Source organism: Gluconobacter frateurii (assembly GCF_002723955.1).
Taxonomy (GTDB): Bacteria; Pseudomonadota; Alphaproteobacteria; order Acetobacterales; family Acetobacteraceae; genus Gluconobacter; species Gluconobacter frateurii.
The window spans coordinates 645,228-669,599 of record NZ_BEWN01000001.1; the positions used below are offsets into that span (position 1 = coordinate 645,228).

Consider the following 24,372-nt stretch of genomic DNA (forward strand, 5'->3'; position numbering starts at 1 on the left):
TCTCAGCCAGCCTGCTGGATGGCTGAGAGGATCCAGTTGCCGCGCCCATCGGCACGCACGAATGTCCAGAGCTCAGTGACCGTAACGGGTTCCGTTGAACTGCCATCAATGACATTGCCAAACGAGTCTGTGGTCACGTCGGTCATGGAATACTGCATGGCGACGGTGGCATAAGTCAGGTTACGTTCCCGCCAGGCTTCCGAAAGGTCGCCGCGCAGGAAACGGACGTTGGAGACGATGTTCCGTGCGCCACGGCTCGCCAGATCTGACAGTTGCTCGTTAAAATAACCCGCCATTTCCGGCGTTGTCATGGACGACAGTGCACGCATGTTCTGCGCGCTCCAGGCAGACTGGATATCGAGCAGAAGACGCTGGAAACTGGTGTAATCGTCGTTGCTCAGGGTCACCGGAGTATTGCCACTAGCTGCACTAAACGGCGCGGCAGCAGGTGAGCCTGACGTACCCTGACGACGGTTGAACAACCGGATAACGAACATGATCAGCGCGCCAATCACGAAGACCTGGAACAGGAAGCCCAGAATTGATGTGCCACCGGTCATGCCGCCAAAGAAGCCGTGTCCGCTCAAAATTCCAAACAGGCCAGCGCCGAGTAGGCCGCCTGCAAATCCTGTCATGAACGGGTGGCGGTTCGGGAAGGACGGACGGTACCCCGGCGTCATGGGCGCCATCGGGCGAGGGGCAGCGGATTGGGCGCCATAGTTGGACTGCGGCGTCATGGTCCGGTCCATCGGGCGTGTCCAACTCGGCGTAATGGAGGTCCGTGGAGGCGCGCTCCAGGTGCGGGAGCCACGGCTTCCCATGGACGATCCTCCACCCGGACGGGCATCAGCGGAACCCAGCACGCAGAGAAGCGCACAGGCGATAGAGAAAAGACGAAAATTACGCATCAAAGTCCTGCAATACTCATGCCGTCAATCCGGATGCTTGGCGCATTCACGCTGCTCCGGAAGGAAAGATCACTGGCTGGTACCATCCGGATGAACATGTCCCGAAGGTTTCCGGCAATAGTCAGTTCCGCAACAGGCTCGGCAATCTCGCCGTTGCGGATCATGAAGCCGGAAGCTCCGCGACTGTAATCTCCCGTCAACATGTTGACGGACGATCCCATCAGTTCCGTAACCAAAATCCCTTCCTTTATATCGGAACGCAATTCGACTGCGGAAAGATCACCAGGTGCCAGATGAAGATTTGTCACACTTGGGCTTGGTGGTCCGGAAACGCCACGGCTGGCCCGTCCATTGGAACGCAAGCCCAGTTGGCGGGCGCTCCGTGAATCCAGCAGCCAGGTTTGAAGAACGCCGTCTGTCACGAGGTCCAGCGCTTCAGCCGCACAGCCTTCACCATCGAACGGGCGCGAAGCAAGGCCGCGGACAAGACGCGGATTGTCCCTGACTGTCAGGCCCGCGTTAAGAATCCGCGTACCCATAGCCTCTTTCAGGAAGGACGTACCGCGCGCAATCGATGCACCGTTGATCGCGCTGACCAGATGCCCGACCAGACTGGATGAAACGCGGGGATCATAGATGACGTCGTAAGTGCCCGTCCTGGGGCGGCCTGGATTGATGCGGGCAACAGCGCGTTCACCAGCCAGTCGGCCAATCGTTTCAGGCGCGTCCAGATCTTCCAGATGGACAGTGCTGTGATACGCGTAATCGCGCTGCATGGACGCAGCTTCACCTGCAAGAACGCTGGCACTGATGGAATGTCCGGTACGGCTATAGCTGCCCATGAAGCCAGCGGACGTGCCCAAAGCGATCACAGTGCGCCCGTGCCCAACTGATGCGCCGTTAGTGTTGGTCACACCTGACACGGCCAGAGCGGCCTCCTCGGCCTCCCGGGCACGACTGAGCAAGATGTCCATATCCGGTGATGCCGTATCGGCAAGATCCAGACCCGCAGCATCGAAATGGCCGATCATGGCGTCGGGTGCCAAACCCCCGAAGCGGTCTTCCGGCACCACAAGCGCCATGGCACAGGCTTGCTCTGCCAGACGGTCAAACTCCGCATCGTCCAGCACGCTGGTGGAAACGGAGGCTGCTTTCTGGCCGCGGAAAACGCGCAGGCCGAGGGCTACGCTTTCGGAGCGCTCAATGCCTTCAGGAACGCCTTTCCGCACCATGGCAGATTCGGATTCGTTCCGGATGAAAATGGCGTCGGCATGATCGGCGCCGTGACGTTTTGCCGCAGCAAGAAGGGCTTCAACGTGACGGGTTGTACTCATGCAGCAAGCCTCGCGGTGATGTCGTCCATCGTCGGCATGTTCTTGACCGGGCCGATGGCTGTGAAGGTTGGTGTGCCGGCGAAGATTTCGCGGGCGACGCGCAGGATGTCTTCTTCCGTGACAGCGTCGATCTTGGCGACTGTCTCGGTCACAGGAACCGGGCGGCCATGGATCTGGATCTGGCGAGCGAGCTGTTCACAGCGGCTGCCGGTACTTTCCAGAGACATCAGCAGCGAAGACTTGAGCTGCGCGCGGGCACGGGAGAGTTCTTCCTCTGTCAGGCCATCCTGAAGACGCTTGAGTTCGTCGATCATGACCGGAACGAGTTCGGCTGTCTCGGCTTCACCGGTACCTGCGTACAGGCCGAACAGCCCGCTGTCGCTGAAGGGGGAGGCGAAGGAATACACGCTGTACACCAGCCCACGACGTTCCCGGATTTCCTGGAACAGACGTGAAGACATGCCGCCGCCTAGAAGGGTCGACAGGATCATGACCGCGTAATGATCGGGATGATGATAGCTGACAGACGGGAAGCCCATGACCAGATGGGCTTGATCCAGTTCGCGTGTCGTCCGCAGATCGCCACCTGTATAAGCCGCCCCACGAGGACGGGGCGTCTGATGCGTTGGCAGGTCCCGGAAGTGTTCTTTCACCAGATCGACGACCTGCTGATGATGCAGGTTTCCGGCTGCGGCGATCGTGATGTTGTGCGTGGTGTAGTGCTCACGCATGTATCCCATCAACGTCTCACGCGTCATGCCGGAGACGAGCTGTTCCGTACCGAGCGTCGGGCGGCCCATGGGCTGTTCCGGGAAGGCGCGTTCCTGGAACTGGTCAAAGATGATGTCATCCGGCGTATCATTCGCCTGACCGATTTCCTGAAGGATCACGCCACGCTCACGCTCGATTTCGGCATCCAGAAACGTGCTGTGCGTCAGGATGTCGCCGATGATGTCTACGCCAAGCGCCAGGTCTTCCTTGAGAAGCTTGACGTAATAGGCGGTGGTTTCACGGGCTGTGTAGGCGTTGATATAGCCGCCGACATTCTCGATTTCTTCGGCAATCCGGGAGGCAGAGCGGCGTTCGGTTCCCTTGAAGGCCATATGTTCAAGAAAATGGGACACGCCGTTGTTTTCGGCAGTTTCGTCACGGGTGCCAATCGAGACATATGCCCCGAACGAGACGGTCTCAACACGTTCCATGCGTTCCGTAATGATGGTCAGACCGTTGTCGAGCGTAGTGACTTCAATCGTATCGGGCATGAGTTTCCGTAAGTCATAAAAAGACAGGCTCCCTGAGATGGGGAGCCTGCGGGAAGGAACAAGGCGTTAGTGGCTTTTGAGATGAGCGCGGACCGCATCCTGAATGCCAGAGATCTGACTGCTCACCGTGTCGTAACGCTCTGGCCGTTCGAAAAGATCAGCCAGATGTGGTGGCAGGGCAGCTCTGATGCCAGTCGCTGAGAAGACCGCATCCGGGAATTTGGCGGGATGAGCCGTTGCTGCGGCGATCATAGGAATGCCGGGTTCCTGGAAGCGCTTGCCGACCGCCAGACCGATGGCCGTATGCGGATCAGCCAGGTAAAGGCTCTCATCGTAGAAGTGGCGCATGGCTTCGCTGGTCTGCTCATCATTGAGCGTCATGCCGTCGAAGACATCCTTCATGCGCGTCCAGGCATCGTGCGGAACGGCCATACGGCCAGTCTCGCGGAACTCCTTCATGATCGCGGCGCAGCGCGTCGGGTTGCGATCCAGAAGTTCGAACAGCAGGCGTTCGAAGTTGGACGAAACCTGAATATCCATTGACGGCGACAGGCTTGGCTCAACCGTGCGGACACTCATGTCGTTTTCCAGAAGGAAGCGCGTGAGAATGTCGTTGCGGTTTGATCCGATGCACAAACGGCGAATGGGGAGGCCCATCTGGCGGGCAGCCCATGCTGCAAGCACATTACCAAAATTGCCAGTCGGAACGGAGAAAGACACTTCCCGATCCGGCGCGCCGAGAGCCAGCGCTGCACGGACGTAATAGGGGATCTGTGCGGCGATACGTGCCCAGTTGATGGAATTGACGGCGGACAGGGAAACTTCGTCCCGGAACGGCTGGTCAGCGAAGAGCGCCTTGACGATATCCTGACAGGTATCGAAGTCACCTTCGACCGCAATGTTCAGAATATTGTCGTCCGGCACCGTCGTCATCTGGCGACGCTGGACTTCCGAGGTGCGGCCCTTCGGATGCAGGATAACCACTGAAAGACGTTCACGTCCGCGGCAAGCTTCAATGGCAGCCGAACCGGTATCACCGGAAGTGGCACCGACGATCGTGACCTTCTGGTTCCGTTGCGTCAGGACGTGATCGAACAGGCGGCCAAGCATCTGCATCGCCATGTCTTTGAAGGCGAGCGTCGGGCCATGGAACAGTTCGAGCGAGAAGAGGTCCTGCTCGACTTCGCACAGCGGTGCTACAGCAGCGTGATCGAAGCCTGCATAGGCGTCCCGGGCCATATCGCGCAGGGTATCGCGATCAATAGCACCTTCAGAAAACAGGGAAATGACTTCAGCCGTCAGATCTGCGTAGGACAGGGCGCGCCAGTCCCGGAATGTCTGGGCGCTGATTTTGGGCCATGTCTCCGGCATGTAGAGACCGCCGTCTCCAGCAAGGCCGGCAAGCAGAATGTCGGAAAAGTTGGGGGCGTCGGCGGTCAGGTCGCCGCGAGTAGATCGGTAGCGCATGCCGCCTTTATATCACGACCTTCTATGGCAAGGCGATGCGAAGAATGTGCGGTTTTCCATCTTCTGATGTCAGTACACTGACCTCATGATCACCTGAAACCGTCAATGCCCCGGCATTTGTGAGGCGCGCATCGCGAACAAGAATCAGGGGATTGCGCTCGCTTCCGAATTTCAGAAGCGCCCCGTCCGTAATGTCCGACATGTAGAAGGTGTTGTCGGAAGAGAGTGTGATGCCGCCCAGACTGGGTGTATCACGCCATTCCACAATTCCGTCGAGTTGCTCCACCGGTGTGAAGGCCGGGTCAGTGAGAAGGGCACTGTCAATTCTGTAAAGAGGCCCGCAGGCTGGCATGTAGAAAAGCCATTGGCCTTTGGCATCAAGGGCTAGAAACCTGACGTTTCCGCCTGTTAGCGGGTGATTGTCCGGGCCATTATTGATCCGACCGTTTCGTATCAATGGACGGCGGCCTGTTACGGATGGGTCATAGGGAAGAAAGCGTTGTGTCTTTCCGTCTTTGAGAGACACCACAACGAGTGCAGCCTGTCCTTCGTCAGTCAGGTAAGCGTAATTTCCATGAACCTGAATGGCAGTTAAATGGCTGCCTGCCGCGAGTGGCCCCTGAAGAGGCACTGTTCCGAGCAGTTTTCCCTCTGCGGATAAGTGAACAAGTGCAGCCTGCGGGGAGGTGGTGAGGCCCCAAAGGGATGTATCTTGCGCTGTGAGCGCCGAAATGAGCGGAATTTTTGCTCTCTCAGTCGCGTCCAAAGGAAAAGGATGTGTCTGATTAGTCGAATCGATAAGGACGGGATGTCCGTCCAGGTCCAGCCCGACGACAGATTTAGAATCGTGAGGCGCCAGGTCCGTAAGTTGAACATTCTGAAGCGGAACATCTGCTGTAACGGTCGCTGCCTGTGCAGCGTCTTTCCAGGGATGATCTGCTAGTGCAGGGAAAGCAAACAGGCAGGACGTTCCCAGAAGGACGGCGGAGACGGAATGCAGGAGCCAGCGTTTCATGGTTCGAGACATCGGCCTGTCTTGAAAATTTGACAAGCCTGAAAAGGGATTAATTCTCCAGCGGCAGCGCTCTGTCAGCTCTGTCAGCTCTGTCAGCTCTGTCTGCGTGTCTTGTTCGGGGGTGAGCAGAGCCAAATTTTTCTGTGACGTGAGAATATCGCTGGGTGGGCCGCGGTGCGGGGCGCGGGTTAGATAACCAGGGAGCATGTTCATGCTCAACAGGAAACAGGACAGCCGCATGCATCAAAAGAGCAGACTCGACAGTCTGACACTCAATGGACCAGCGCTGATCCGGCATCCGGGAAATGTAATGCCCTGAAGGAGTCTGCCTTACTTCAATCGGGAAGGTACGTGTAGTCATGCCCTGACGTACGGTTGCGAAAACCAGGCCGGGAACATTGCCTGTCCGTTGTTCAAGATGCATGGTCAGACGCCTCTTATGGTCTTGGTCATACGCACAATGCTGTCCAAAACCTGAATACTTCGTTAACGGCCTTTAATATTCTTATGAAATGTTTCAGTGCGTCACGGTCTGTACTGACTCTCTTTCACTTTCCGAAATGACGGAACCAGAATGACCAGTCTTGTTTCTGACCCTACCCGATATGCTTTTGACCGCTTTGCACAGGGTGATCTGATTGAAGCCGGGCGCCTTTTTCAGGATATTTTGACTTCTGATCCATCGCAGCCAGACGCCCTGCATGGCATGGCCTGTATGGCGCGCGCCAACGGCCAGAATGCGACGGCGATTGCACTGTGTGGAAAGGCACTCAAGGCAGGTGCAGGTCTTCCACCCTCTCGTCTGGCCCGTATTCACCTGACGCTTGGCCTGGCTTTGATGGCGGAGGGCCATTCTGAACCGGCGCGTGCTGCGCTTGTCGTGGCTCAAACGCTTCAGCCATCAGACCCTCGGACCTTCGCAGCTCATGCGGAGGTTCTTCTGCTTCTGGGGCGAAGGGCGGAGGCAAAAGGGGCGTTGGGACAGGCCGCAAAGCTTGCCGCATACGATGCTGAATATCTGACAAGACTGGGGCAGATCCACCTTGAGGACGGAGAGGCAGAAAAGGCGATTGCATGCTTTGAAACCGTCACGCATCGATGCCCGCAAGACGGGAGAGCATGGGCCAATCTGGGAGCTGTGCTGTTCGGAGTTGGGCAGTATGGAAGAGCCCAGGATATTTTGCTCCGTGCGTGTGACCTTGGCGCACGGACGCCCGAAACTCTGAATAATCTTGGACTGGTTCTGATGGCGCTGGGCGACTTGCCTTCGGCCCGCAACATTCTTGAAGAAGCATTGGCTCTACGGCCACAAGATGGGCGCGTTGCGAATAGTCTCGGGACCGTTCTGATGGAAATGGGTGAGGAAGCTGTTGCTGAAACGCTTTTTCGGGCCGTGATAAGCAGGGAAGTAGGGGTCGACAGGGAGCAGGCGCGTTTCAATCACGCCACCCTTCTTCTGGGTAAGGGATCTTTTGCCCCAGGGTGGAAAGAGTTTGAAAGCCGTCATGCTTTGTTGGGTTATGCGCCCCAGATACCCGTCTGGGATGGGTCGATAGGCGAAGAACCGATTGCGGTCACCGCCGAGCAGGGGCTGGGGGACAGTGTTCAGTTTCTGCGGTTTCTGGGCGAAGCAGGAAAGCGGCGCCCATTACGTCTCCGTTTTCCGACAGCCGATCTCGTTTCTTTTATGCCTCAACTGGACAAGTCTCGCATTCTGGATCGGGAAGGTCCGGTGGAAAGCGAAATCAGTCTTCTAAGTCTGCCGTTCGTGCTTGGATTGCAGTCTCCACCGGACCAAAAGCCTTATTTGGAAACAGGGCTTTCCCCAGAGACGAAAACGATTGGTGTGTGCTGGGCGGGAAATCCTTCGTACCGTTTTGATTCGAGGCGTTCCCTGAAACCTGAATGGTTGGAGCCGTTGAGAAACGTTGTGGGAGTTAGATTTGTGTCTCTCCAGCGAGGGGAATGTCCTGACTGGATTGAGGCTGCGGATCTTTCCACCCTTGAGACATTGGCTCGTGCTGTCAGTCGATGCGATTTGGTCATCAGTGTTGATACACTGGTCGCGCATATAGCCGGGGCAACGGGGCGTCCTCTCTGGCTCCTGAACCGGCGGGGAGGCGATTGGCGCTGGAAAGATGTGTCCTGGTACCGGGACGTGCGACAGTTCCGGCCGGAAGGATATTTACCCGATGCCTGGCCACCCGTGGTGGAACGGGTGGCGGCAGAACTCAGGCTGTGGGAGCAGCAGTCGGCTTCTTGACGGGTAGAGGTGTCAGGGAGGCCAGAAGCGAGTCACGGATATGGGCCAGACGGGCCGGGTCCGTGATTTTCATGCCCAGAAGATCGCGGACATAAAACACGTCTACAGCGCGCATGCCGTAAGTCGTAATGTGAGCAGAGGAAATCTGGAGTGACTGCTGGCTCAGGGTGCGTGTGATGTCATGCAGCAGGCCTGGTCTGTCGCGACCGTTGATCTCGATGACCGTGTGGCGATCTGATGCCGTATTATCCATGACTACACGGGGTGGAACGTGGATCGCACGCATTCGGCGCGATGCGCCACGATGACGGGCTTCGGAGATGCCTTTTTCCAGATCCAGTCGACCAGACAGAGCCTGCTCAACGAGATGGTTCAGGCGGCCAAGCTGATGTGGATCTTCAAAGGAGCAACCATCGGCATCCTGAACCCAGAATGTATCCAGAGCCATGCCGTCGCTGAGCGTATGAATGCGGGCATCCACGATGGAAGCTCCGGCAACAGCCAAAGCACCCGCAATCTGTGAGAACAGGCCCGGATGATCGGCGCAGAGAACGGTAAGCTCCGTCACGCCCCGGTCTGGAATGGGATACGCTTCTACCGTGACGGGAGAGCGATAGCGGTCTGAATCATGGATCATGCGGGCATGGCGCATGTGCGTATCGGTATCGAAGCCTAACCAGTAGCTTGGATAGCCAAGTGCAAGGAAATGCTCGATGCTGCTTTCTGGCAGGAGCGGGGTCAGGCCGTCACGGGCAAGCTCGCGTGCATGACTGACACGTCCATCCTGTTCCGTCGCCGCGAGGCCGCCTTCAAGAACTTCTGCAACGCGGGAGAACAATTCGCGCAGCAGTGTTGCTTTCCAGGCGTTCCAGACTTTCGGACTCACGGCACGCATGTCCGCGATGGTCAGCAGGAGAAGCAGGCGCAGACGTTCGGGGGACTGAATGGTGTCCGCGAGATCCAGAATGGTGCGTGGATCGTCGATGTCACGGGTGAAGGCTGTCTGCGAGAGCAGGAGATGATGCAGGACCAGCCAGGAGACGGTGTCTGTTTCTTCTGGATCAAGGCCAAGCTGCGGGCAGATGGTGAGGGCCAGGTCCGCTCCGAGTTCGGAATGATCGCCACCGCGGCCTTTGGCGATGTCATGCAGAAGGACGGCGACATACAGCGCACGGCGGGACCGCAGATCCTTGGCCAAGCCATAAGCGAGCGGAATTTCATCCGCCATGTGCCCGGCTTCGATCTGCCCCATCATGCGGACAGCCTCGATGATGTGCTCGTCCACAGTATAGATATGATAGCTGTCGAACTGCATTTGCCCGACCACGCGGGACCAGTCTGGTAGCAAGCGACCCAGAAGACCGGTCTCGTTCAGGATGGGTAGCCAGAACGGAACATTCTTTGTGTCGTCGGCGCTTGGTTCGCAAAGCAGATTCAGAAAGATCTGAGCCGTTTCCGGATCATCCCGCAGTTCGACGGCATGACGTTCGTTGCGGACAAGTTGCTGAATGGCGAGTGGATGCAGTTCCAGATCATGGCGCCGTGCACAGTCCAGCATGCGGAACATGTCGCGCGGATTCTTTGCAAACGTCACTGGCTCGACAGGGCACAGACGACCGGCAATGCGCTCGAACCCTTCGGGGCCGGCTAGGGTTTCCGGCTGGGTGTCGCTGGCCTGATCCTGAAGGCGCATCAGGACAATCGGCTGCAGTACGTGCGTCAGGCGCATGACGTCGCGGGCGGTCAGGAAATAGTGCCGCATGAAGCGCTCGACGCCGCGTTGGCGACCATGGGTTGCGTAGCCCATGCGGCCACCAATGACGGGTTGGACGTCAAAGGTCAGACGTTCTTCAGCGCGACCGGTGATGTAGTGAAGATGCAGGCGGACCGTCCAGAAAAAATCCCACGCGCGCCGGGCGCGGTGGGTTTCACGATTGGTCAGGAGGCCAAAGGAAATGAAGGATGGGGTCGGGACGGCTTCGGCAGGGGCTGCCGTCTGGTCGACCGTCGTAATCGCACAGCCAAGGGCGGCGCGGCCCATCCAGTTCAGGGTCTGAAGGTCTCGCAGGCCACCACGGCCTTCCTTGATGTTTGGCTCCACCATGTATGGATTGTCGCCAAAGCGGCGATGGCGCTGTTCGCGCTCTTCAATCTTGCCCTGCACGAAGCCCCAGAGCGTATCGTTCTGAAGATCAGCGCCTAAAGCGGAGCGCAGATCGCGGGCGAGGGTACGGTCACCGTACAGCGGGCGCAGATCAAGTAGGGCCGTGCGGATTGTCAGGTCTTCAGCGACATCCTTGATGCAGGCACTGATGGAGCGCGTGGCATGGCCGACTCGCAGGCCAAGATCCCACAGGGCGTAGAGAATGAATTCGATTCGGGAGGTGAGGGCGGTGGATGCGTTTTCCGGAATCAGGAAGAGAATATCAATATCGCTGAAGGGTGCGAGAAGGCCCGCCCCATACCCGCCAGTCGCACAGAGACAGAGTGGCTCGTCAGACGCGCCTTCCTGCTGGGATGACAGGTCCGCCAGCGCGCAGACGACGCTGTCCGCCTGAGCGGCGAGAGCGCGTGCTGCTGCAATTCCGGACATCTGGCGGCTTTCAAACCGCTGACGGATAGCCGCATGGCCATTGCCGAGATGACGACGGAGAATGGAGAGAACATCTTCACGGGATGTCTGCCCCTGGGCTGCAGCATTCTGGAGGGCTGTTTGCAGCGACGGGGTCATGGCTTTGCGGTCAGACAGGGTCGTATCCGTAGCGTCAGCGAAAGGGGAGGGATGACTTTCGCCCCAGAAACCCGCTTTTTTCAAGTCCTGTCTCCTGTGGCGAGGCGTTTAAGATCATATAGCGCGGCAAGTGCTTCCCGAGGAGAGAGATCATCGGGATTCAGAGTCGTGAGGGCATCGAGGGCAGCGGACTGTGGCGCAGGTGTCTCAATGGCCGGGTCTGGCGTTTCTGCAACAGCCTCGAACAGCGGCAGGGAAGAGCGTGCTTCTGCCTGTTCGCGCTCGAATGTTGCCAGTAGCCGGGAGGCGCGAGTGACGACGGATTGTGGAATGCCCGCGAGCTTGGCGACATGCAGGCCCCAGCTTTTCCGGGCTGACCCGGGGCGCACCTCATGCTGGAAGATGACTTCTCCGCGCCATTCCTTCACGGCCATGGTGTACGGTGCGAGACGGGGAAGAAACTCCGTCAATGCACCGAGTTCATGGAAATGCGTAGCGAAGATTGTGCGGGAGCCGAGTTGCGTATGCAGCGCTTCGAGCGTGGCCCACGCGATGGAAAGACCATCCAGCGTTGCGGTACCACGCCCGATTTCATCGACGACGACGAGGGATTTCGGTCCGGCCTGATTGAGGATGGCTGCGGTCTCGGTCATTTCGACCATGAAGGTCGAGCGGCCACGTGCGAGGTCGTCCGCGCCGCCGACGCGGGAAAATAGCCGATCTACAACGCCGATTCTGGCGCTTTTTGCGGGAACAGGTAGTCCCGCTTGCGCCATGATGACAGCCAGTGCTGTCTGGCGGAGGAATGTCGATTTACCAGCCATGTTCGGGCCGGTGAGAAGCATGGCGCGGTGTTCAGGCGGTAGCTTGCAGTCATTGGGAATGAAGCGTGCGTCTGCACTCCCTGATTCCGCCAGTGCGGCTTCTACAACGGGATGGCGGCAGGCAATCAGTTCAAAATCCGTGCCGTCTGTGACGTCCGGGCGGCACCATGAGCCACCTTCGGACAGAAGCGCGCAAGAGCGCAGGACGTCTGTCAATGCTAGAAATTCTGCTACCTCGTCCAGAGCGGGGGTCTGGAGAATATGCGCGCAGAGCTCGGCAAAAAGACGGCGTTCCAGTGTGGTGGCTTTATCTGCGGCTTCCAGAATGGCGCGGTCCAGAGCGGCCAGTTCTTCCGTCGAAAAACGGGCGAGGCTTGCTGTTCCCTGACGGAAAGACAATTCAGGCCGGTCCTTCAGCTTCGCACCTGCGGCGGACGGAACTTCGATGACATAGCCGAGCTGGGCGTGATGGCGGATCTTCAGATTGCCGATGCCGTATTCTTCTGACAGTCGCCCCTGAAGGGCTGCGACAATCCGTCGGCTCTCGTCCCGGAGTGTGCGGTAGCGATCCAGTTCTGAGTTAAATCCGGCGGCAATGAACCCGCCGTCTTCGATACGGGCCGGAAGATCCTCGGCGACGGCGGCTTTCAGGCGATCGAGGAGGGTGTCTGCCCTGCCATATAATCCGGCTGTCAGCGTACGGATTAGCGTTGGGGTCTGTGCGTCACAGACGGGTTGCAACAAGCCGGTGAGATCGTCTGCGGCGATCAGCGTGTCCCGAATGGCGGCAAGATCGCGGGGCTGGCCGCGCCCGGCAGACAGGCGCCCAAGCGCGCGGGCTGGATCGGGAGTGCGTTTGAGAATGTCACCCAGTGATCCCACGAGGCCCGGCACGGACTGGAGCCATAGCCAGGCATTCTGTCGGTCCGTGATCTGCTGGGCGTTAGTGAGTGGCGAGGACAGCCATTGTGAAAGCAGGCGTGAGCCGGCTGCTGTGGCCGTGCGGGAAACAACGCCAAAGAGGCTATATTTCGTTTCGCCGTCGCGGGTACGGAGAATGTCGAGGCTGGCGCGAGTAGCCGGGTCAATGCCCAGAACGCCGCTGACACCTTGTGGAATGGGGCGGGACAGGCGTGGAAGCGCACCGGCCTGACTGCGCTGAACGTAATTCAGCGCCATGGCACAGGCGATGGCCTGTTCGTCCGGGAAGTCTCCCAGCGCATCAAGCTGAGCGACGCCATAGGCGCGAGCGATCAGGGTGCGGGCACTGTCGATGGTCGGTGGGACGGCAACCGGAGCCAGGCGGCTCGCATGGTCAGCAGGAATGAGTTCTGGATCGGACAGGACTTCCGCAGCGTCCAGTCGGGCCATGAGTTCCGGCAGTGCGGCTTCTGGAACGGATGTTGTCTCAAACGCGCCAGTCGAAATGTCGATCCAGGCGGCACCGATCATGCTGGACCTGCGACTTCCGGAGCGGGCAATGGCCATCAGAAGATTGGCGCGTCCGGCTTCCAGCAGTTCGTCTTCGGTCAGTGTGCCGGGAGTGACGACGCGGACGATTGCGCGAGGCAGCGGGCCTTTCTGGCCCTTCTGCGGAGACTGCGTCTGTTCGGCGACAGCGACGCGGAAACCTCGGCGGATCAGGCGGGACAGATAGGCCGGTGCGGCCGCGACCGGCACGCCACACATCGGGATCGGTTCGCCATTATGGTTGCCACGGGCTGTTAGCGCGATATCGAGCGCCATGGCGGCCGCCTGGGCGTCACCGAAGAAAAGCTCGTAAAAATCCCCCATGCGGAAGAACAGCAGGGCATCCGGCTCCTGATGCTTCAGGTCAAACCACTGGGCCATGGATGGCGTGGCATTCGCAGCAGAAGGCAGGGGCATGAACGTGCCGATGGGTCCAGTCTCCGATGGTGAATGGGGAGGGCGGCAAACTACCCTGTCCCTGCCGGTGTGTGAACCGGCAGGATGGATCTCTTATCGTGTCCGGCGTCGGGCGATGCGCGTTTGCAACGCTGCGGCTGCGTCCCGAAGTTTCACGACCTTAAGAGCGTCGAGGGAAATGGCATAAACTATACCCCCAAAAACGATTAGTGCGCCAAGCATCCCCAGCCGCCACACTCCGTGCCAGTTTGGGAGATCAGGGGCGACGAATTTTTGGGCAGCAGCCACCCATAGGCCCATCATGAGGGCAGCGCCGACAATACGTGTAACGCGACTTTTCAGGCGAGGATCTGGTTTGAAGACGTCCCGACGACGAAGCAGAACAGCCAGAATTGCGACATTGATAATGGCTGCCAGGGTGCTGGCTAGCGGAGGGCCAACGTGCGCGAGCGGCTTGTAGAGCGCCAGATTGAGGGCGAGGTTCAGGGCGAGTGTGAAGAAGCCGATGCGGACCGGCGTGCTGGTGTCGCCCTCTGCAAAAAAGCCGGGGGAGAAGACCTTGATGAGGACGAAGGCAGGCAGCCCGAGCGCGTAGGCACGGAGCGACTGAGCGGATTTCATGGCGTCTGGGACCGTGAAATGCCCGTAGCTGAAGAGGCCAGCCATGATGGACGGCGCAAGCGCGATCAGCCCGACGGTGGCGGGCAGCGTCAGGAGCAGCGCGTAATCAAGGGCCCGGTTCAGGCTGGCGTGAAGGGAAACACGATCCTTGTTGGCGACATGACGTGTCAGGAGTGGCAGCAGTGTGGTGCCCGCTGCTGCGCCCAGAACGCCGAGGGGAAGCTGGTTGATACGATCCGCGAAGTAGAGGATCGACGGCGAACCGACTGGCAGGCGGGTGGAGATGATGGTGTCCACCATCAGGTTCATCTGGGTTACACCGGACCCTACAAGACCCGGACCCATACGGCGCAGAAGGGCGCGAATGTCCTGTGAGAAGCTCGGCCGAACCAGATGCGGCGCCATGCCTGCGCGATGAGCGGCCCAGTAGAGCGCGCCAAGCTGGACCACGCCGGAAATCGTTACACCCCACGCGCTTGTGAAGGCCACGTTGTGCCAGACATACGCACCCAGGAAGATGGCGGCGATGCCGATGATGTTGAAGCTCAGATAGGCCGCTGATGCCGCACCGAATTTTCCAAGACCGTTCAGAACGCCAGACACCAGAGCGGCCGCGCAGATCATGACCATGTAGGGGAAGGTGATCTGCGTCAGTGTCAGGGCGAGCTCGAAACGTTCGCCCTGAAAACCCGGAGCCAGAATCGAAATGATAAGTGGCATGAACAGTTCGCACAGAACTGTCAGGATCACGAGCCATGCAATGAGGGCCGAAAGTGCCTGTCCCGCGAAACGCAGAGCCGCAGTATGGCCCTCTGTTTCATATTTCGCTGTGAACATCGGAACAAAGGCGGCGTTGAACGCCCCTTCGCCGAAGAGGCGCCTGAACATGTTGGGCAGACGCAGGGAGACCAGATAGGCATCCTGTACCGGGCCTGCGCCCAGAAAAGCTGCGAGAAGCTGGTCACGAATCAGGCCCAGAACACGCGAAAGCATGGTCCAGCTGCCGACAGTCAGGAAATTGCGAAGCATTTCCCGTCTCTAGCCCATCCCGCGAGCAGGTAACATATCCTCCAGAGGGCAGGAGGAACGATTTTTATCGCAGAACGGTTTCTCGGGCGTACAGCTTTTCAGATGGACGGGTCATGCTCGGGCGAACAGCGGCCAGACCGATGCAGAGCAGGACAATTTCCAGCGTCAGCATCACACTGGCCCAGAAGATGCCGGGAAGGCCTAGAAAGCTTGAAACGTGATGGGCGACAGACGGTGTGAGCGCGCCGAGAGCGGCGACGACCAGCAGCGGCAGAATAGGGCGGAGAACAGACACCGTCATGACAAGCCTCCTGTCATATTGCTGTCATGAAGCTCGCGTTTTTTGGTGCGCAGCGTCAAGGAAAAAGACGCAACTTCCGATCCCGTTGCTGTGTTGTTTTGTATCATGATCAAAACTTCGTTCACCTCGTCTCCCTCCAGCACTGAAGAACTCATGCAAAGGCTGGAGAAGCTTCGGCGGCTGGCCTGGATTCTGAATGCTGCCGTGCGCATTCCCGGTTTGCGCCTGCGAGCCGGCGTCGACACGATTCTGGGCCTTATTCCGGGAGGAGGGCTCGCTCTCGGGACGCTTCTTTCGCTTTACATCGTATGGGAAGGCCATCGGATGGGCGTTGGACCGCGGACTGTCCGCAAGATGATGCTGAATGTCGGAATCGAAGCGATTGTTGGTGTGGTGCCATTCCTGGGAGATGTGTTTGACACCGTCTTCAAAGCTGACCTTCGGAATGTCGCCTTGATAGAGCAGGCGCTTATGCAAACGACATCCCGCGATACTGAAGACTCAGTGATCGAGAAGAACCCGGCGGATGGACTCTTCTACCCGTCCCGAGGTGGGTTTTGACAGTGGGGTAAACCAGCGATTCAGTTTGCCATTACGCCCGATCAGATATTTGTAGAAATTCCAGCGCGGACGCGAAAGGAAGCCTCCTTCCTGGCGAAGCCACTGGAAAATTGGTGTCGCGTCCGGCCCTTTGACATGCGCCTTTGCGGTCATTGGAAATGTCACGCCGTAATTCCGATAGCAGAATGTTTTAATGTCTTCTGCTGATCCCGGCTCCTGTTCACCAAAATCGTTTGAAGGCACCCCGAGGACAACAAGGCCATCCGGATAGTCTCTGCCGTAGCGGGACCATAGATGTTGCAGATCCTCGTATTGAGGCGTGAACCCGCATTTGGATGCAGTGTTTACGATGAGCAGAGGACGGCCGCGATAGGTCGAGAGGTCGATGGTTTCACCTGACAGGCCAGGCAGGTGAAAATCATAGGCACAGGACATGGGTTTCTCCCTCTCGTTTCGGATGAGTGTAATGGCATAACGCCCCGGAAGCGAGAGGAGGGCTGGACACGGCGCTGTCATGCAGACAGGTTGTGGAACCGTTCTGTCTCTGAAAGGGAGCTTCTGTTCGTGATCCTGCGCGTCCTGATCGGCATGGCCGGTCTTCTCTGTCTTGGCGCGCTTTTTTCCACGAACCGCAGGGCCATTGACTGGAAGCTGGTTGCGCGCGCGCTTGCCCTTCAGGTGGCTATTGCTGCTATCATTCTCTGGGTGCCCATAGGTGCTCATGCCCTGCATCTGGTGTCGGATGGCGTCACAAAAATCCTTTCTTATGGGGATCAGGGGAGCGCATTCCTGTTCGGCGGTCTGGTCGGACCGAAGATGGATACGGTCTTTGGGGACGGGGGCTTTATTTTTGCCCTGAAGGTCCTGCCAGAGATCGTTTATGTGGCAGCTTTACTAGGCTTGTTGCAGCACTGGGGCGTGCTTCAGTTCCTGTCCCGCATCATTGGCGGCGGCCTCGCAAAAATTCTGGGGACCACGCAGCTTGAATCGTTCTCAGCTGTTCTGACGATCTTCCTTGGGCAAAGCGAAATGCCCATAGCGCTCCAGAGCTGTCTCGCAGGGCTGTCGATGGGCGAACTGGCTACAGTCCTGTGCAGCGGGACGTCTTCTATCGCCGGGTCCGTTCTTGCAGGATATGCCTCTCTTGGCGTGCCGATGGAGAACCTTCTGGCCGCGTCTGCCATGGCCATTCCGGGTGGTCTGCTGTTTTCCCGGGTGCTGTTTTCCGGTCCGCGTCATGCCAGTACGGAAATTGCCGGAGCCGATCATGGGCATCACAGCGTGTTCGAAGCCTTGGCCGAAGGCGCGATGAATGGTGCAAAAATTGCTGTGGCAGTGGGAGCCGTACTGATCGCTTTTGTCGGTGTTATTGCCCTGACCAACGGTCTTCTGGCGATGATCGGTCTTTCTCTGGCGCAGATCCTTGGGATCGTGTTTGCGCCCTTCGCGTGGCTGATGGGCGTTCCGTGGTCCGAATGTGTGGCTGCGGGCGGCCTACTAGGTCAGAAGATCGCGTTCAATGAGTTCGTGGCTTATGTGAACCTGTCACCGATGATCCACGCGCATGCGCTGTCTCACAGAACCATTACAATTCTGTCTTTTGCGCTGTGCGGGTTTGCCAATATTTCCACGATTGGAATTTTGATCGGCGCGTTCGGGAGCGCGGAACCGCGTCGGCGCACGGATGTGGCGAAGCTGGCTGTCCGGGCGGTTGTGGCTGGAACGCTTTCCAATGCCATGAGCGCTGTTATCGCTGGACTGTTTGTGTGATCCAGCTTTTTACGGGTGTTCAGAGGACTTAGGGCTCTTTCGACTTTTTCCAGAAAAAGAACGTTATCCATAGAGAAGGTGCACCGATAGCGACGCATTCCCAGAAAAGGGAATTGCCGAACAAATTTTCTTTTGTCGCGACGAAGTCCAGCACGCTGATGCTTATTCCAAGCAGAAAGAAAACGAGTGTCGTCAGGCAAGCGTGCCATGAGGCTTTCATGTTTATCCCTGAACCTGAAAGAGATTTCTATTCCACCGTTGGCGGACGATCCAGCAGCAGGGATCGTGCTTCATCAATCGTCAGCTTCTCTGACAGTAGATGCGTCACGGTTTCGATGATGGGCACCTGAACGTTCAGGCTTTGCGCCAAATCCACGAGTGCCGGAGCTGTCAGAACGCCTTCGGCCACGGTCGTGCGGGAGGCGAGAATGTCCGCCAGAGAGCGGCCTTCACCAAGTTCGACGCCAAGGCTGTAGTTTCGTGACCCACGGCCGGTGCAGGTCAGGATCAGATCGCCAACGCCCGAGAGACCAGCCAGGGTGGATGCCCGACCGCCAAGCGCTTCGGCCAGACGGGCGATTTCCGCGACAGCCCGTGTGATGAGGGCTGCGCGACCATTCTCGCCGAGGCCTGCCCCCATGACGATGCCCGCCCCTATCGCCACAACGTTCTTTGCAGCTCCGGCAAGCTGGACGGCGGCGGTGTCCTGACTGGCATAGAGGCGGAAGGAAGAGGAATTGAGCTGGCTGGCCAGATGTTGGGCGAGCGACAGATCCGCACTGGCGAGCGTTGCGGCAGCGGGCAGGCCTTGGGCGACCTCTATGGCGAAATTTGGACCTGACAGCACGGCTATGGGCCGACCCGGCATTGTTTCGGCGAGCACATCGAGGGGGAGAAGGGATGTGCCTTGTTCCAGCCCTTTGCAGCAGGTGATGACGGGTATTCCCGGCGCTAAAGACTGTTCCAGTGCGGCAGAGACCTGCCGTGCCGTCTGAACCGGAACGACCAGAAGGACCATATCTGCCTGCGTCGGGAATTCTCCCGTGACGTGCACGGTATCGGGCAGGCGGATGCCGGGCAGGCGGGGAAGTTCCCTGACCTCTGGTGCAACTGGCGAGCGCATCCAGAGCGTGACATTGGCACCCGTGCGTGCCGCAGCACATGCGAGCGCCGTTCCCCAGGCGCCTGCTCCAATGACGGCGATATGGTGGCTTGTCATGCTCATTCTTCGGCCAGTCGTTCGATATGCACCTGCATGTCGTCCCGGTCCTCTGTGGCCAATTCGGTTTTCATAGCGTCCAGAATGGCGCGAGCCTCGTCCTCAAAACCATATGGAGCGTTCACGATCAGCATTCCACATCCATTCAGGCGGGATGGGTCGAGGGCAGGGCGCAACAGGAATTCACAGGCGATGATGTCCCGAATGCCGGCATCTGTCAGGGCGTTGTAGAAGGCTCGGACGGGAGTGCGATGCTTGATCGGGTACCAGACAGCCACGATCCCGGCCCGGAAGCGATTGCGGATGAGCGAAACAGCCTGCGCGCATTGCTGGAAATCATCCAGTTTTTCGAACGGTGGGTCGATCAGAACCAGGCCACGCTTCAGGTGCTTGGGTGGCAAAAGCGCACGCAGGGCTTCGTAGCCATCGCGATGATGGATGGAGACCTGTGGGTCATCCCGGAACAGGCGGCGTAGGGGACGAACGTCTTCCGGGTGCAGTTCGCAGGCGATAAGTTCATCCTGCGGGCGAAGGACATGGCGTGTGAAGGCTGGGGAGCCGGGATAGAGCCCGAGATCCCGAACCGCGGCCAGATAGTCCTGAAGCGCAGGGTCTTCCGACTCTTCCAGAAGGCCGATGCCCGTTTTCCACTCGCCGGTTTTCTGAGCTTCTTCGGAGGACAGGTCGTATTGTCCGCAGCCGGCATGGGTGTCCAGAACGCAGAACCCTGCCGGTTTGCGGGCAAGGGCTTTCAGAAGGACCAGAAGGATTGCGTGTTTGACGCAGTCCGCGAAGTTTCCCGCGTGGTAGGCGTGGCGGTAATTCAAGGGTTCTGTATTCCGGCTTGGGGTCAGGACAATACGGTGGCGGGGGGCTGGCGTTCCGAAAGAGGCCAGCGGGGACGTGCGGCGACATCGATTTCGTGGGGCTGTTCGCCTGCATGCAGACGTTCCAGTGCGGCCCAGCCGATCATGACGGCATTATCCGTGCAGAGGCGTAGGGGCGGCGCGATGAAAGGAATGCCGTGACGTGCGGCAACGGTTTCGAGGGCGCTGCGTAACGTGCGGTTTGCGGCGACACCACCAGCTACGACAAGGGCCGTGGAATGCGGAGCCATGGCGAGCGCGTGCTCCGCACGATCTGCCATGACGTCGGCAACGGCGCGCTGGAAGGATGCAGCAACATCAGCGGCGAACTGGCGGGGGAGGGCACCAGAGCCCTGCGGCTCGATGAGGCGGCTGACTGCTGTTTTCAGGCCGGAGAACGAGAAGTCGCATCCCTCGCGTCCCTTGAGCGGACGGGGCAGGGCGAAGGCATCATCTCGGCCTTCTGCTGCGAGTTTTTCGAGAGCCGGGCCACCGGGCCAGCCAAGGCCCAGCATCTTGGCAACTTTGTCGAAAGCCTCCCCGGCGGCATCGTCAATGGTGCCCCCAAGGCGGATATAGTGCCCGGTTTTCTCAACGGAGATACACTGGCAATGGCCGCCAGAGACCAGCATCGTCAGAAATGGAAACTGGAGTTTGGCGTCAAGTGAGGGCAGGCGTGCCGTCAGGACATGACCCTCGATGTGATTGACAGCGATGAATGGCCGCCCGAGGGCAAGAGCCAGCCCTTTTGCATAGGAACTGCCGACAATCAGCCCACCGATCAGGCCGGGACCTGTCGTTCCTGCAAAGGTATCAATGTCAGCCAGCGTTAGGGATGCCTTGGAGAGAACGGACTGGACCAGTGCGGGCAGAGCATCCAGATGCGCACGGGCTGCAATTTCGGGAACGACGCCTCCCAGAATGGCATGATCGTTCTGGGACAACACGCCTTCGGCCAGAATGGTGCCGTCATGGGCGAGAATGGCGCAGGCTGTGTCATCACAGGACGTTTCGATCGCCAGAAGCGGGCGCAATGCAGCAGGGTCGGACATGCCATGCATTATGACCGAGTCTCTCTCATCATGACAGCCCCGCGTGAATGAGCTAAAGCTGCCGTCCATGAATGCTTCCGTCCTGTCTTCCGACGCCCTCCAAAAGGTCGCGGCGGAAGCCGTCCGCCGATCTCATGCCGCCAGCCCCTCCGGTCAGCGCAAACTCCCACTCAGGGTTGGCTCGCGCGCCTCTCCGCTGGCGCTCTGGCAGACACGGACATTCCTGACTCGTCTGACACGGTTCTGCCCCGTTCTTCGTGATATGGGCGCGTTTCAGGAACATCAGATCAGCACCGAGGGTGACCGGAATCTCAGCCAGCGTCTGGCCGAAATTGGCGGCAAGGGTCTGTTCGCCAAGGAAATCCATGAGGCTCTTGCGGCCGGGCGGATAGATTTTGCGGTTCACAGCCTCAAGGATCTTGAAACCAATCTTCCACCAGGTCTGGTGCTGGCCTGTACGCTGAAGCGCGAAGATGCGCGGGATGCGATCATTCTGCGGGACCGAACGACAAAGGTTGACCCGGCAGATCCGTATGCCTCCTTGCCGGAAGGTGCCCTGATCGGATGTGCGTCCGTGCGTCGTCAGGCGCAGATGTTGAGCCGCCGACCGGATCTGCGATTTGGTCTCCTGCGTGGAAATGTTCAGACGCGTCTGGACAAGCTTCAGGCTGGCGCTTGTGATGCCACGCTTCTGGCGCTTGCTGGTCTGCGTCGTCTCGGAATGGAAGACCGCGTCGATATTGTGCTGGAGCCGGACCAGATGCTCCCTGCAGCCGGGCAGGGTATTGTGGGTGTGACGGTGCGTGAGAGCGACACCGAACTGCGTGAACTGCTCTCCGCTATCGAAGATCCGGAAGCTCGCGCGGTGTCCACAGCGGAGCGTGCGCTTCTGGCTGAGCTTGATGGTTCCTGCCGGACGCCGATTGGTGGCTATGCCCGTATCGAGAATGGCGTTCTGAAGCTGACAGGCATGATTGCCAGCGAAGATGGAACATTCCTGATTCGCCGCGAAATTTCTGGCGCGCCACTTGAAGCGGCTCGCATGGGAACGGAACTGGCTGAAGAACTGCGCCGGGATACGCCTGCCGCCATTTTCGCCGAGATGACGCGCGCCTGACCATGAGACGGCGGGCGGTTCTGGTCACGCGTCCTGAGCCTGGCCTGAGCGCAACGCTCGCTGATATTCGGCGTCTGGGGTGGGACGCAGTCTCATGCCCGATGCTGGAAATCCGAACATATGCACCTCTGCCGGTAAGTGAGTGTGCGGCCGTCGCCATTACCAGTGCGAACGCCCTAGCCGCGCTGAAAGACTGGCCTCGCGATCAGCGTATCGTGGCCGTGGGTTCAAGCACCGCCGACCGCGCTCGCGATATGGGATTTCAACGGGTCGAGGCGGCGGATGGCGATGCACTGGCACTTGCTGCTTACTGCCGTGATCATGACCTGATTGGTCCCTCGCTTCTTCTGGCTTGTGGCGAGGGCTATGGGCTGGATCTTGCGGAAGAGCTGAATGCGTCTCGGGTGAGCGTCTATGGCGCTACCAAAAATGCCATGCTCACGGATGCCGCTTGTGATGCCCTGTTGAGGCATGAGGTCGAGGCTGTTGTCTTTTATTCAGGGAAAACAGCAGACGCCTTCATGGAGGCGTTGGGCAGGCAGGATTTGGAAAGCCTGTCCGGGGTGAGGGCGCTCTGTCTGTCAGAGGCCATCGCTGCACGCCTGACCGGAAGGGACTGGCGCGCAGTAGAATGGCCCGATCCGATGGAACGGCTCGGGCCTTACTGATCAGGAGATCAGGCTTCGCCAGCTGGCTCCGGGAACTGCTGGGCGCGCTTGGCCTGCCACAGGGCAACGAAGTCGATCGGCTGCAGAACCACCGGCGGGAAACCACCGTCACGGGTGACGTCGCTGATGATGGAACGCACATACGGGAAGATCAGGCGCGGAACTTCAACCAGCAGGATCGGCTCGACGAGCTCCTGCGGAGCATTGCCCAGCGTGACGATGGCGGCATAGGTCAGTTCGGCGATGAACACCGTGCGGCCAGCCTTGCCACCTTCTTCTGCCGGCGGCTCAGCAGCTTCGGCGCGAACAGCCAGAGCAACTTCGTAAACCGGCTGCTCTTCTTCCAGGCGGTTTGCCTGAACGTCGATGTTGACGGAAATCTGCGGAGCAGCGCGGAGCGTTGCAAAAATGGAAGCGCCAGCCGGAACTTCGAAGGACAGGTCCTTCGTGTACTGCAGGTTGACGGCAAGCGGCATCTGCGGCGGAGCGCCTTCCAGGTTCTGCGTGGCGTTGTCGTTGATGGTCTCGGACATATACGGTCTCCGGATCCGCGGGGCGGATAGCGATGGAACGATTGCGATACAGTGGCGGTAGCATGATGCGACATGCACGCCAAGACGCGGTTCCTGCACGCATGAGGTTGAGATTGGGGCGCTGCCGCCCTATCTGTAAGGCAACGAAAATTTCAACGACCTGCGTGAAACATAACCTTCATGTCTTCTGACGACATTCATCTCCCCTCCGCCCTGATTGGCCATTCTGGCCACGAATTCCCTTGGGACATCGTGGTTCTGGCAGTTCTGGCGATTGCACTCGGTTTCCGCCTCTACCGCGTGCTGGGACGTCGTATCGGTATGCAAGGTGTTCGGCAGGACCGGCCCCCTGTCTTTACGAGCCCCGGACAGGCGCCGGCTCGCCAGACGCCTCCGCCCCTTCCGGTCGCCTCTGCACAGGGAAATGCCGAGCCTGCGCCTCAGATCGAGTATGATATCCCAACACCCGCCACCCGCGTGGGAACCATTCTCGGGCAGATGACGCAGCTTGATGGTGGGTTCACGCCGCAGGGCTTCCTGAAAGATGCCGAGACCATCTTCCGCCAGGTGGTTCCAGCTTTCGCGGCGGGCGATCGGGCGGCTCTGTCCGGCCTGATGACGCCAGAGACAGAAGAAGCATTCCTGACGGCCATCAACGCGCGAACGGAAGCCGGTGAAACACAGCGTAGTGACCTTCGCGGCATTGAGAGCATGGCAATTCTGGATGCGATGCTGGTGGCGGGCGAAGGCAATACGCAAACCGGGCGAATCGAAGTGCGGATCGTATCTCGCCAGGTCAACATGCTGACGGACCGTCAGGGTGAGCCGGTTCAGGGCACGGATGCTGTGACCGAGTTCCATGATCTGTGGCTGTTCGAGCGTCAGTTTGGAATGTCAGGAACGCAATGGCGTCTGGCGGCATCACGCCCGGCCTGATTATATAC

20 protein-coding genes are annotated in these 24,372 nt (G+C 59.0%); 6 read left to right on the forward strand and 14 right to left on the reverse strand.

Annotated features, from left to right (window positions below; genetic code table 11):
• Positions 1 to 2: 2 nt before the first annotated feature.
• The 5 genes from GFR01_RS03005 to GFR01_RS03025 form a co-directional block, all read right to left on the reverse strand.
• Entirely contained in the window at positions 3 to 908 is a 906-nt protein-coding gene (locus GFR01_RS03005) for a Tim44 domain-containing protein (RefSeq protein ID WP_063904087.1), read from the reverse strand.
• Positions 908 to 2,242, reverse strand: coding sequence for a TldD/PmbA family protein (locus tag GFR01_RS03010; protein WP_099181211.1), 1,335 nt, complete (start codon positions 2,240 to 2,242; stop codon positions 908 to 910). Before GFR01_RS03010 ends, GFR01_RS03005 begins: the two co-directional genes overlap by 1 nt.
• Positions 2,239 to 3,504 (reverse strand): M16 family metallopeptidase, encoded by a 1,266-nt coding sequence (locus tag GFR01_RS03015; protein WP_099181212.1) that lies wholly within the window; start codon positions 3,502 to 3,504, stop codon positions 2,239 to 2,241. The genes GFR01_RS03010 and GFR01_RS03015 overlap by 4 nt, the downstream gene beginning before the upstream one ends.
• Before the next feature lie 66 nt (positions 3,505 to 3,570).
• Positions 3,571 to 4,971, reverse strand: a complete 1,401-nt coding sequence (thrC, locus tag GFR01_RS03020; RefSeq protein WP_063904084.1) for a threonine synthase — start codon at positions 4,969 to 4,971, stop codon at positions 3,571 to 3,573.
• Positions 4,972 to 4,993: 22 nt separating this feature from the next.
• On the reverse strand, positions 4,994 to 5,998 hold the full coding sequence (locus GFR01_RS03025; RefSeq protein ID WP_244902126.1) for an SdiA-regulated/phytase-like domain-containing protein: 1,005 nt from the start codon (positions 5,996 to 5,998) through the stop codon (positions 4,994 to 4,996).
• A gap of 562 nt (positions 5,999 to 6,560) precedes the next feature.
• On the opposite strand from GFR01_RS03025, the gene GFR01_RS03035 reads away from it, so the two are divergent.
• Positions 6,561 to 8,249 carry a tetratricopeptide repeat protein gene (locus GFR01_RS03035; RefSeq protein ID WP_099181214.1) on the forward strand — a complete coding sequence of 563 codons (1,689 nt, stop codon included), beginning with the start codon at positions 6,561 to 6,563 and terminating at the stop codon, positions 8,247 to 8,249.
• On the opposite strand, the gene GFR01_RS03040 is transcribed toward GFR01_RS03035, so the two are convergent.
• From GFR01_RS03040 to GFR01_RS03055, 4 genes are all read right to left on the reverse strand, one after another.
• Entirely contained in the window at positions 8,218 to 11,064 is a 2,847-nt protein-coding gene (locus GFR01_RS03040) for a [protein-PII] uridylyltransferase (RefSeq protein ID WP_099181215.1), read from the reverse strand. The genes GFR01_RS03035 and GFR01_RS03040 overlap by 32 nt on opposite strands.
• A complete protein-coding gene (gene mutS / locus GFR01_RS03045; RefSeq protein ID WP_099181216.1) occupies positions 11,061 to 13,691 on the reverse strand; it encodes a DNA mismatch repair protein MutS in 2,631 nt (876 codons plus the stop codon). Before mutS ends, GFR01_RS03040 begins: the two co-directional genes overlap by 4 nt.
• A 93-nt stretch (positions 13,692 to 13,784) precedes the next feature.
• Positions 13,785 to 15,341 (reverse strand): murein biosynthesis integral membrane protein MurJ, encoded by a 1,557-nt coding sequence (murJ, locus tag GFR01_RS03050; RefSeq protein WP_099181217.1) that lies wholly within the window; start codon positions 15,339 to 15,341, stop codon positions 13,785 to 13,787.
• 64 nt (positions 15,342 to 15,405) lie between these two features.
• Entirely contained in the window at positions 15,406 to 15,642 is a 237-nt protein-coding gene (locus GFR01_RS03055; RefSeq protein ID WP_007282397.1) for a hypothetical protein, read from the reverse strand.
• A gap of 105 nt (positions 15,643 to 15,747) precedes the next feature.
• On the opposite strand from GFR01_RS03055, the gene GFR01_RS03060 reads away from it, so the two are divergent.
• Positions 15,748 to 16,203, forward strand: coding sequence for a DUF4112 domain-containing protein (locus GFR01_RS03060; protein ID WP_244902127.1), 456 nt, complete (start codon positions 15,748 to 15,750; stop codon positions 16,201 to 16,203).
• Here GFR01_RS03060 and GFR01_RS03065 read toward each other — a convergent pair.
• Positions 16,144 to 16,638 (reverse strand): glutathione peroxidase, encoded by a 495-nt coding sequence (locus tag GFR01_RS03065; RefSeq protein WP_099181219.1) that lies wholly within the window; start codon positions 16,636 to 16,638, stop codon positions 16,144 to 16,146. The two genes, GFR01_RS03060 and GFR01_RS03065, sit on opposite strands and share 60 nt — an antisense overlap.
• Before the next feature lie 90 nt (positions 16,639 to 16,728).
• Between GFR01_RS03065 and GFR01_RS03070 the strand changes: the two genes are divergently transcribed.
• On the forward strand, positions 16,729 to 17,973 hold the full coding sequence (locus tag GFR01_RS03070) for a NupC/NupG family nucleoside CNT transporter (RefSeq protein ID WP_099181220.1): 1,245 nt from the start codon (positions 16,729 to 16,731) through the stop codon (positions 17,971 to 17,973).
• A gap of 247 nt (positions 17,974 to 18,220) precedes the next feature.
• Here GFR01_RS03070 and GFR01_RS03080 read toward each other — a convergent pair whose 3' ends face one another.
• From GFR01_RS03080 to tsaD, 3 genes are read right to left on the reverse strand one after another with little or no spacing between them, the layout of a single operon-like run.
• The gene (locus GFR01_RS03080) at positions 18,221 to 19,198 is read right to left on the reverse strand and encodes an NAD(P)H-dependent glycerol-3-phosphate dehydrogenase (protein WP_099181222.1); all 978 of its coding nucleotides are present in this window, start codon (positions 19,196 to 19,198) and stop codon (positions 18,221 to 18,223) included.
• On the reverse strand, positions 19,195 to 20,019 hold the full coding sequence (locus GFR01_RS03085) for a 23S rRNA (adenine(2030)-N(6))-methyltransferase RlmJ (protein ID WP_099181223.1): 825 nt from the start codon (positions 20,017 to 20,019) through the stop codon (positions 19,195 to 19,197). The genes GFR01_RS03080 and GFR01_RS03085 overlap by 4 nt, the downstream gene beginning before the upstream one ends.
• A 23-nt stretch (positions 20,020 to 20,042) precedes the next feature.
• A complete protein-coding gene (tsaD, locus tag GFR01_RS03090; RefSeq protein ID WP_099181224.1) occupies positions 20,043 to 21,119 on the reverse strand; it encodes a tRNA (adenosine(37)-N6)-threonylcarbamoyltransferase complex transferase subunit TsaD in 1,077 nt (358 codons plus the stop codon).
• 34 nt (positions 21,120 to 21,153) lie between these two features.
• On the opposite strand from tsaD, the gene hemC reads away from it, so the two are divergent.
• The gene (gene hemC / locus GFR01_RS03095) at positions 21,154 to 22,227 is read left to right on the forward strand and encodes a hydroxymethylbilane synthase (protein ID WP_174694646.1); all 1,074 of its coding nucleotides are present in this window, start codon (positions 21,154 to 21,156) and stop codon (positions 22,225 to 22,227) included.
• Positions 22,228 to 22,229: 2 nt separating this feature from the next.
• Positions 22,230 to 22,895: a uroporphyrinogen-III synthase gene (locus GFR01_RS03100; RefSeq protein WP_099181225.1), complete on the forward strand. Its 666-nt coding sequence runs from the start codon at positions 22,230 to 22,232 to the stop codon at positions 22,893 to 22,895.
• Between the two features lie 8 nt (positions 22,896 to 22,903).
• On the opposite strand, the gene secB is transcribed toward GFR01_RS03100, so the two are convergent.
• The gene (gene secB / locus GFR01_RS03105; RefSeq protein ID WP_063903057.1) at positions 22,904 to 23,428 is read right to left on the reverse strand and encodes a protein-export chaperone SecB; all 525 of its coding nucleotides are present in this window, start codon (positions 23,426 to 23,428) and stop codon (positions 22,904 to 22,906) included.
• 180 nt (positions 23,429 to 23,608) lie between these two features.
• On the opposite strand from secB, the gene GFR01_RS03110 reads away from it, so the two are divergent.
• Complete coding sequence (locus GFR01_RS03110; RefSeq protein ID WP_099181226.1) at positions 23,609 to 24,364, forward strand: Tim44/TimA family putative adaptor protein; 756 nt, start codon at positions 23,609 to 23,611, stop codon at positions 24,362 to 24,364.
• Positions 24,365 to 24,372 lie beyond the last annotated feature (8 nt).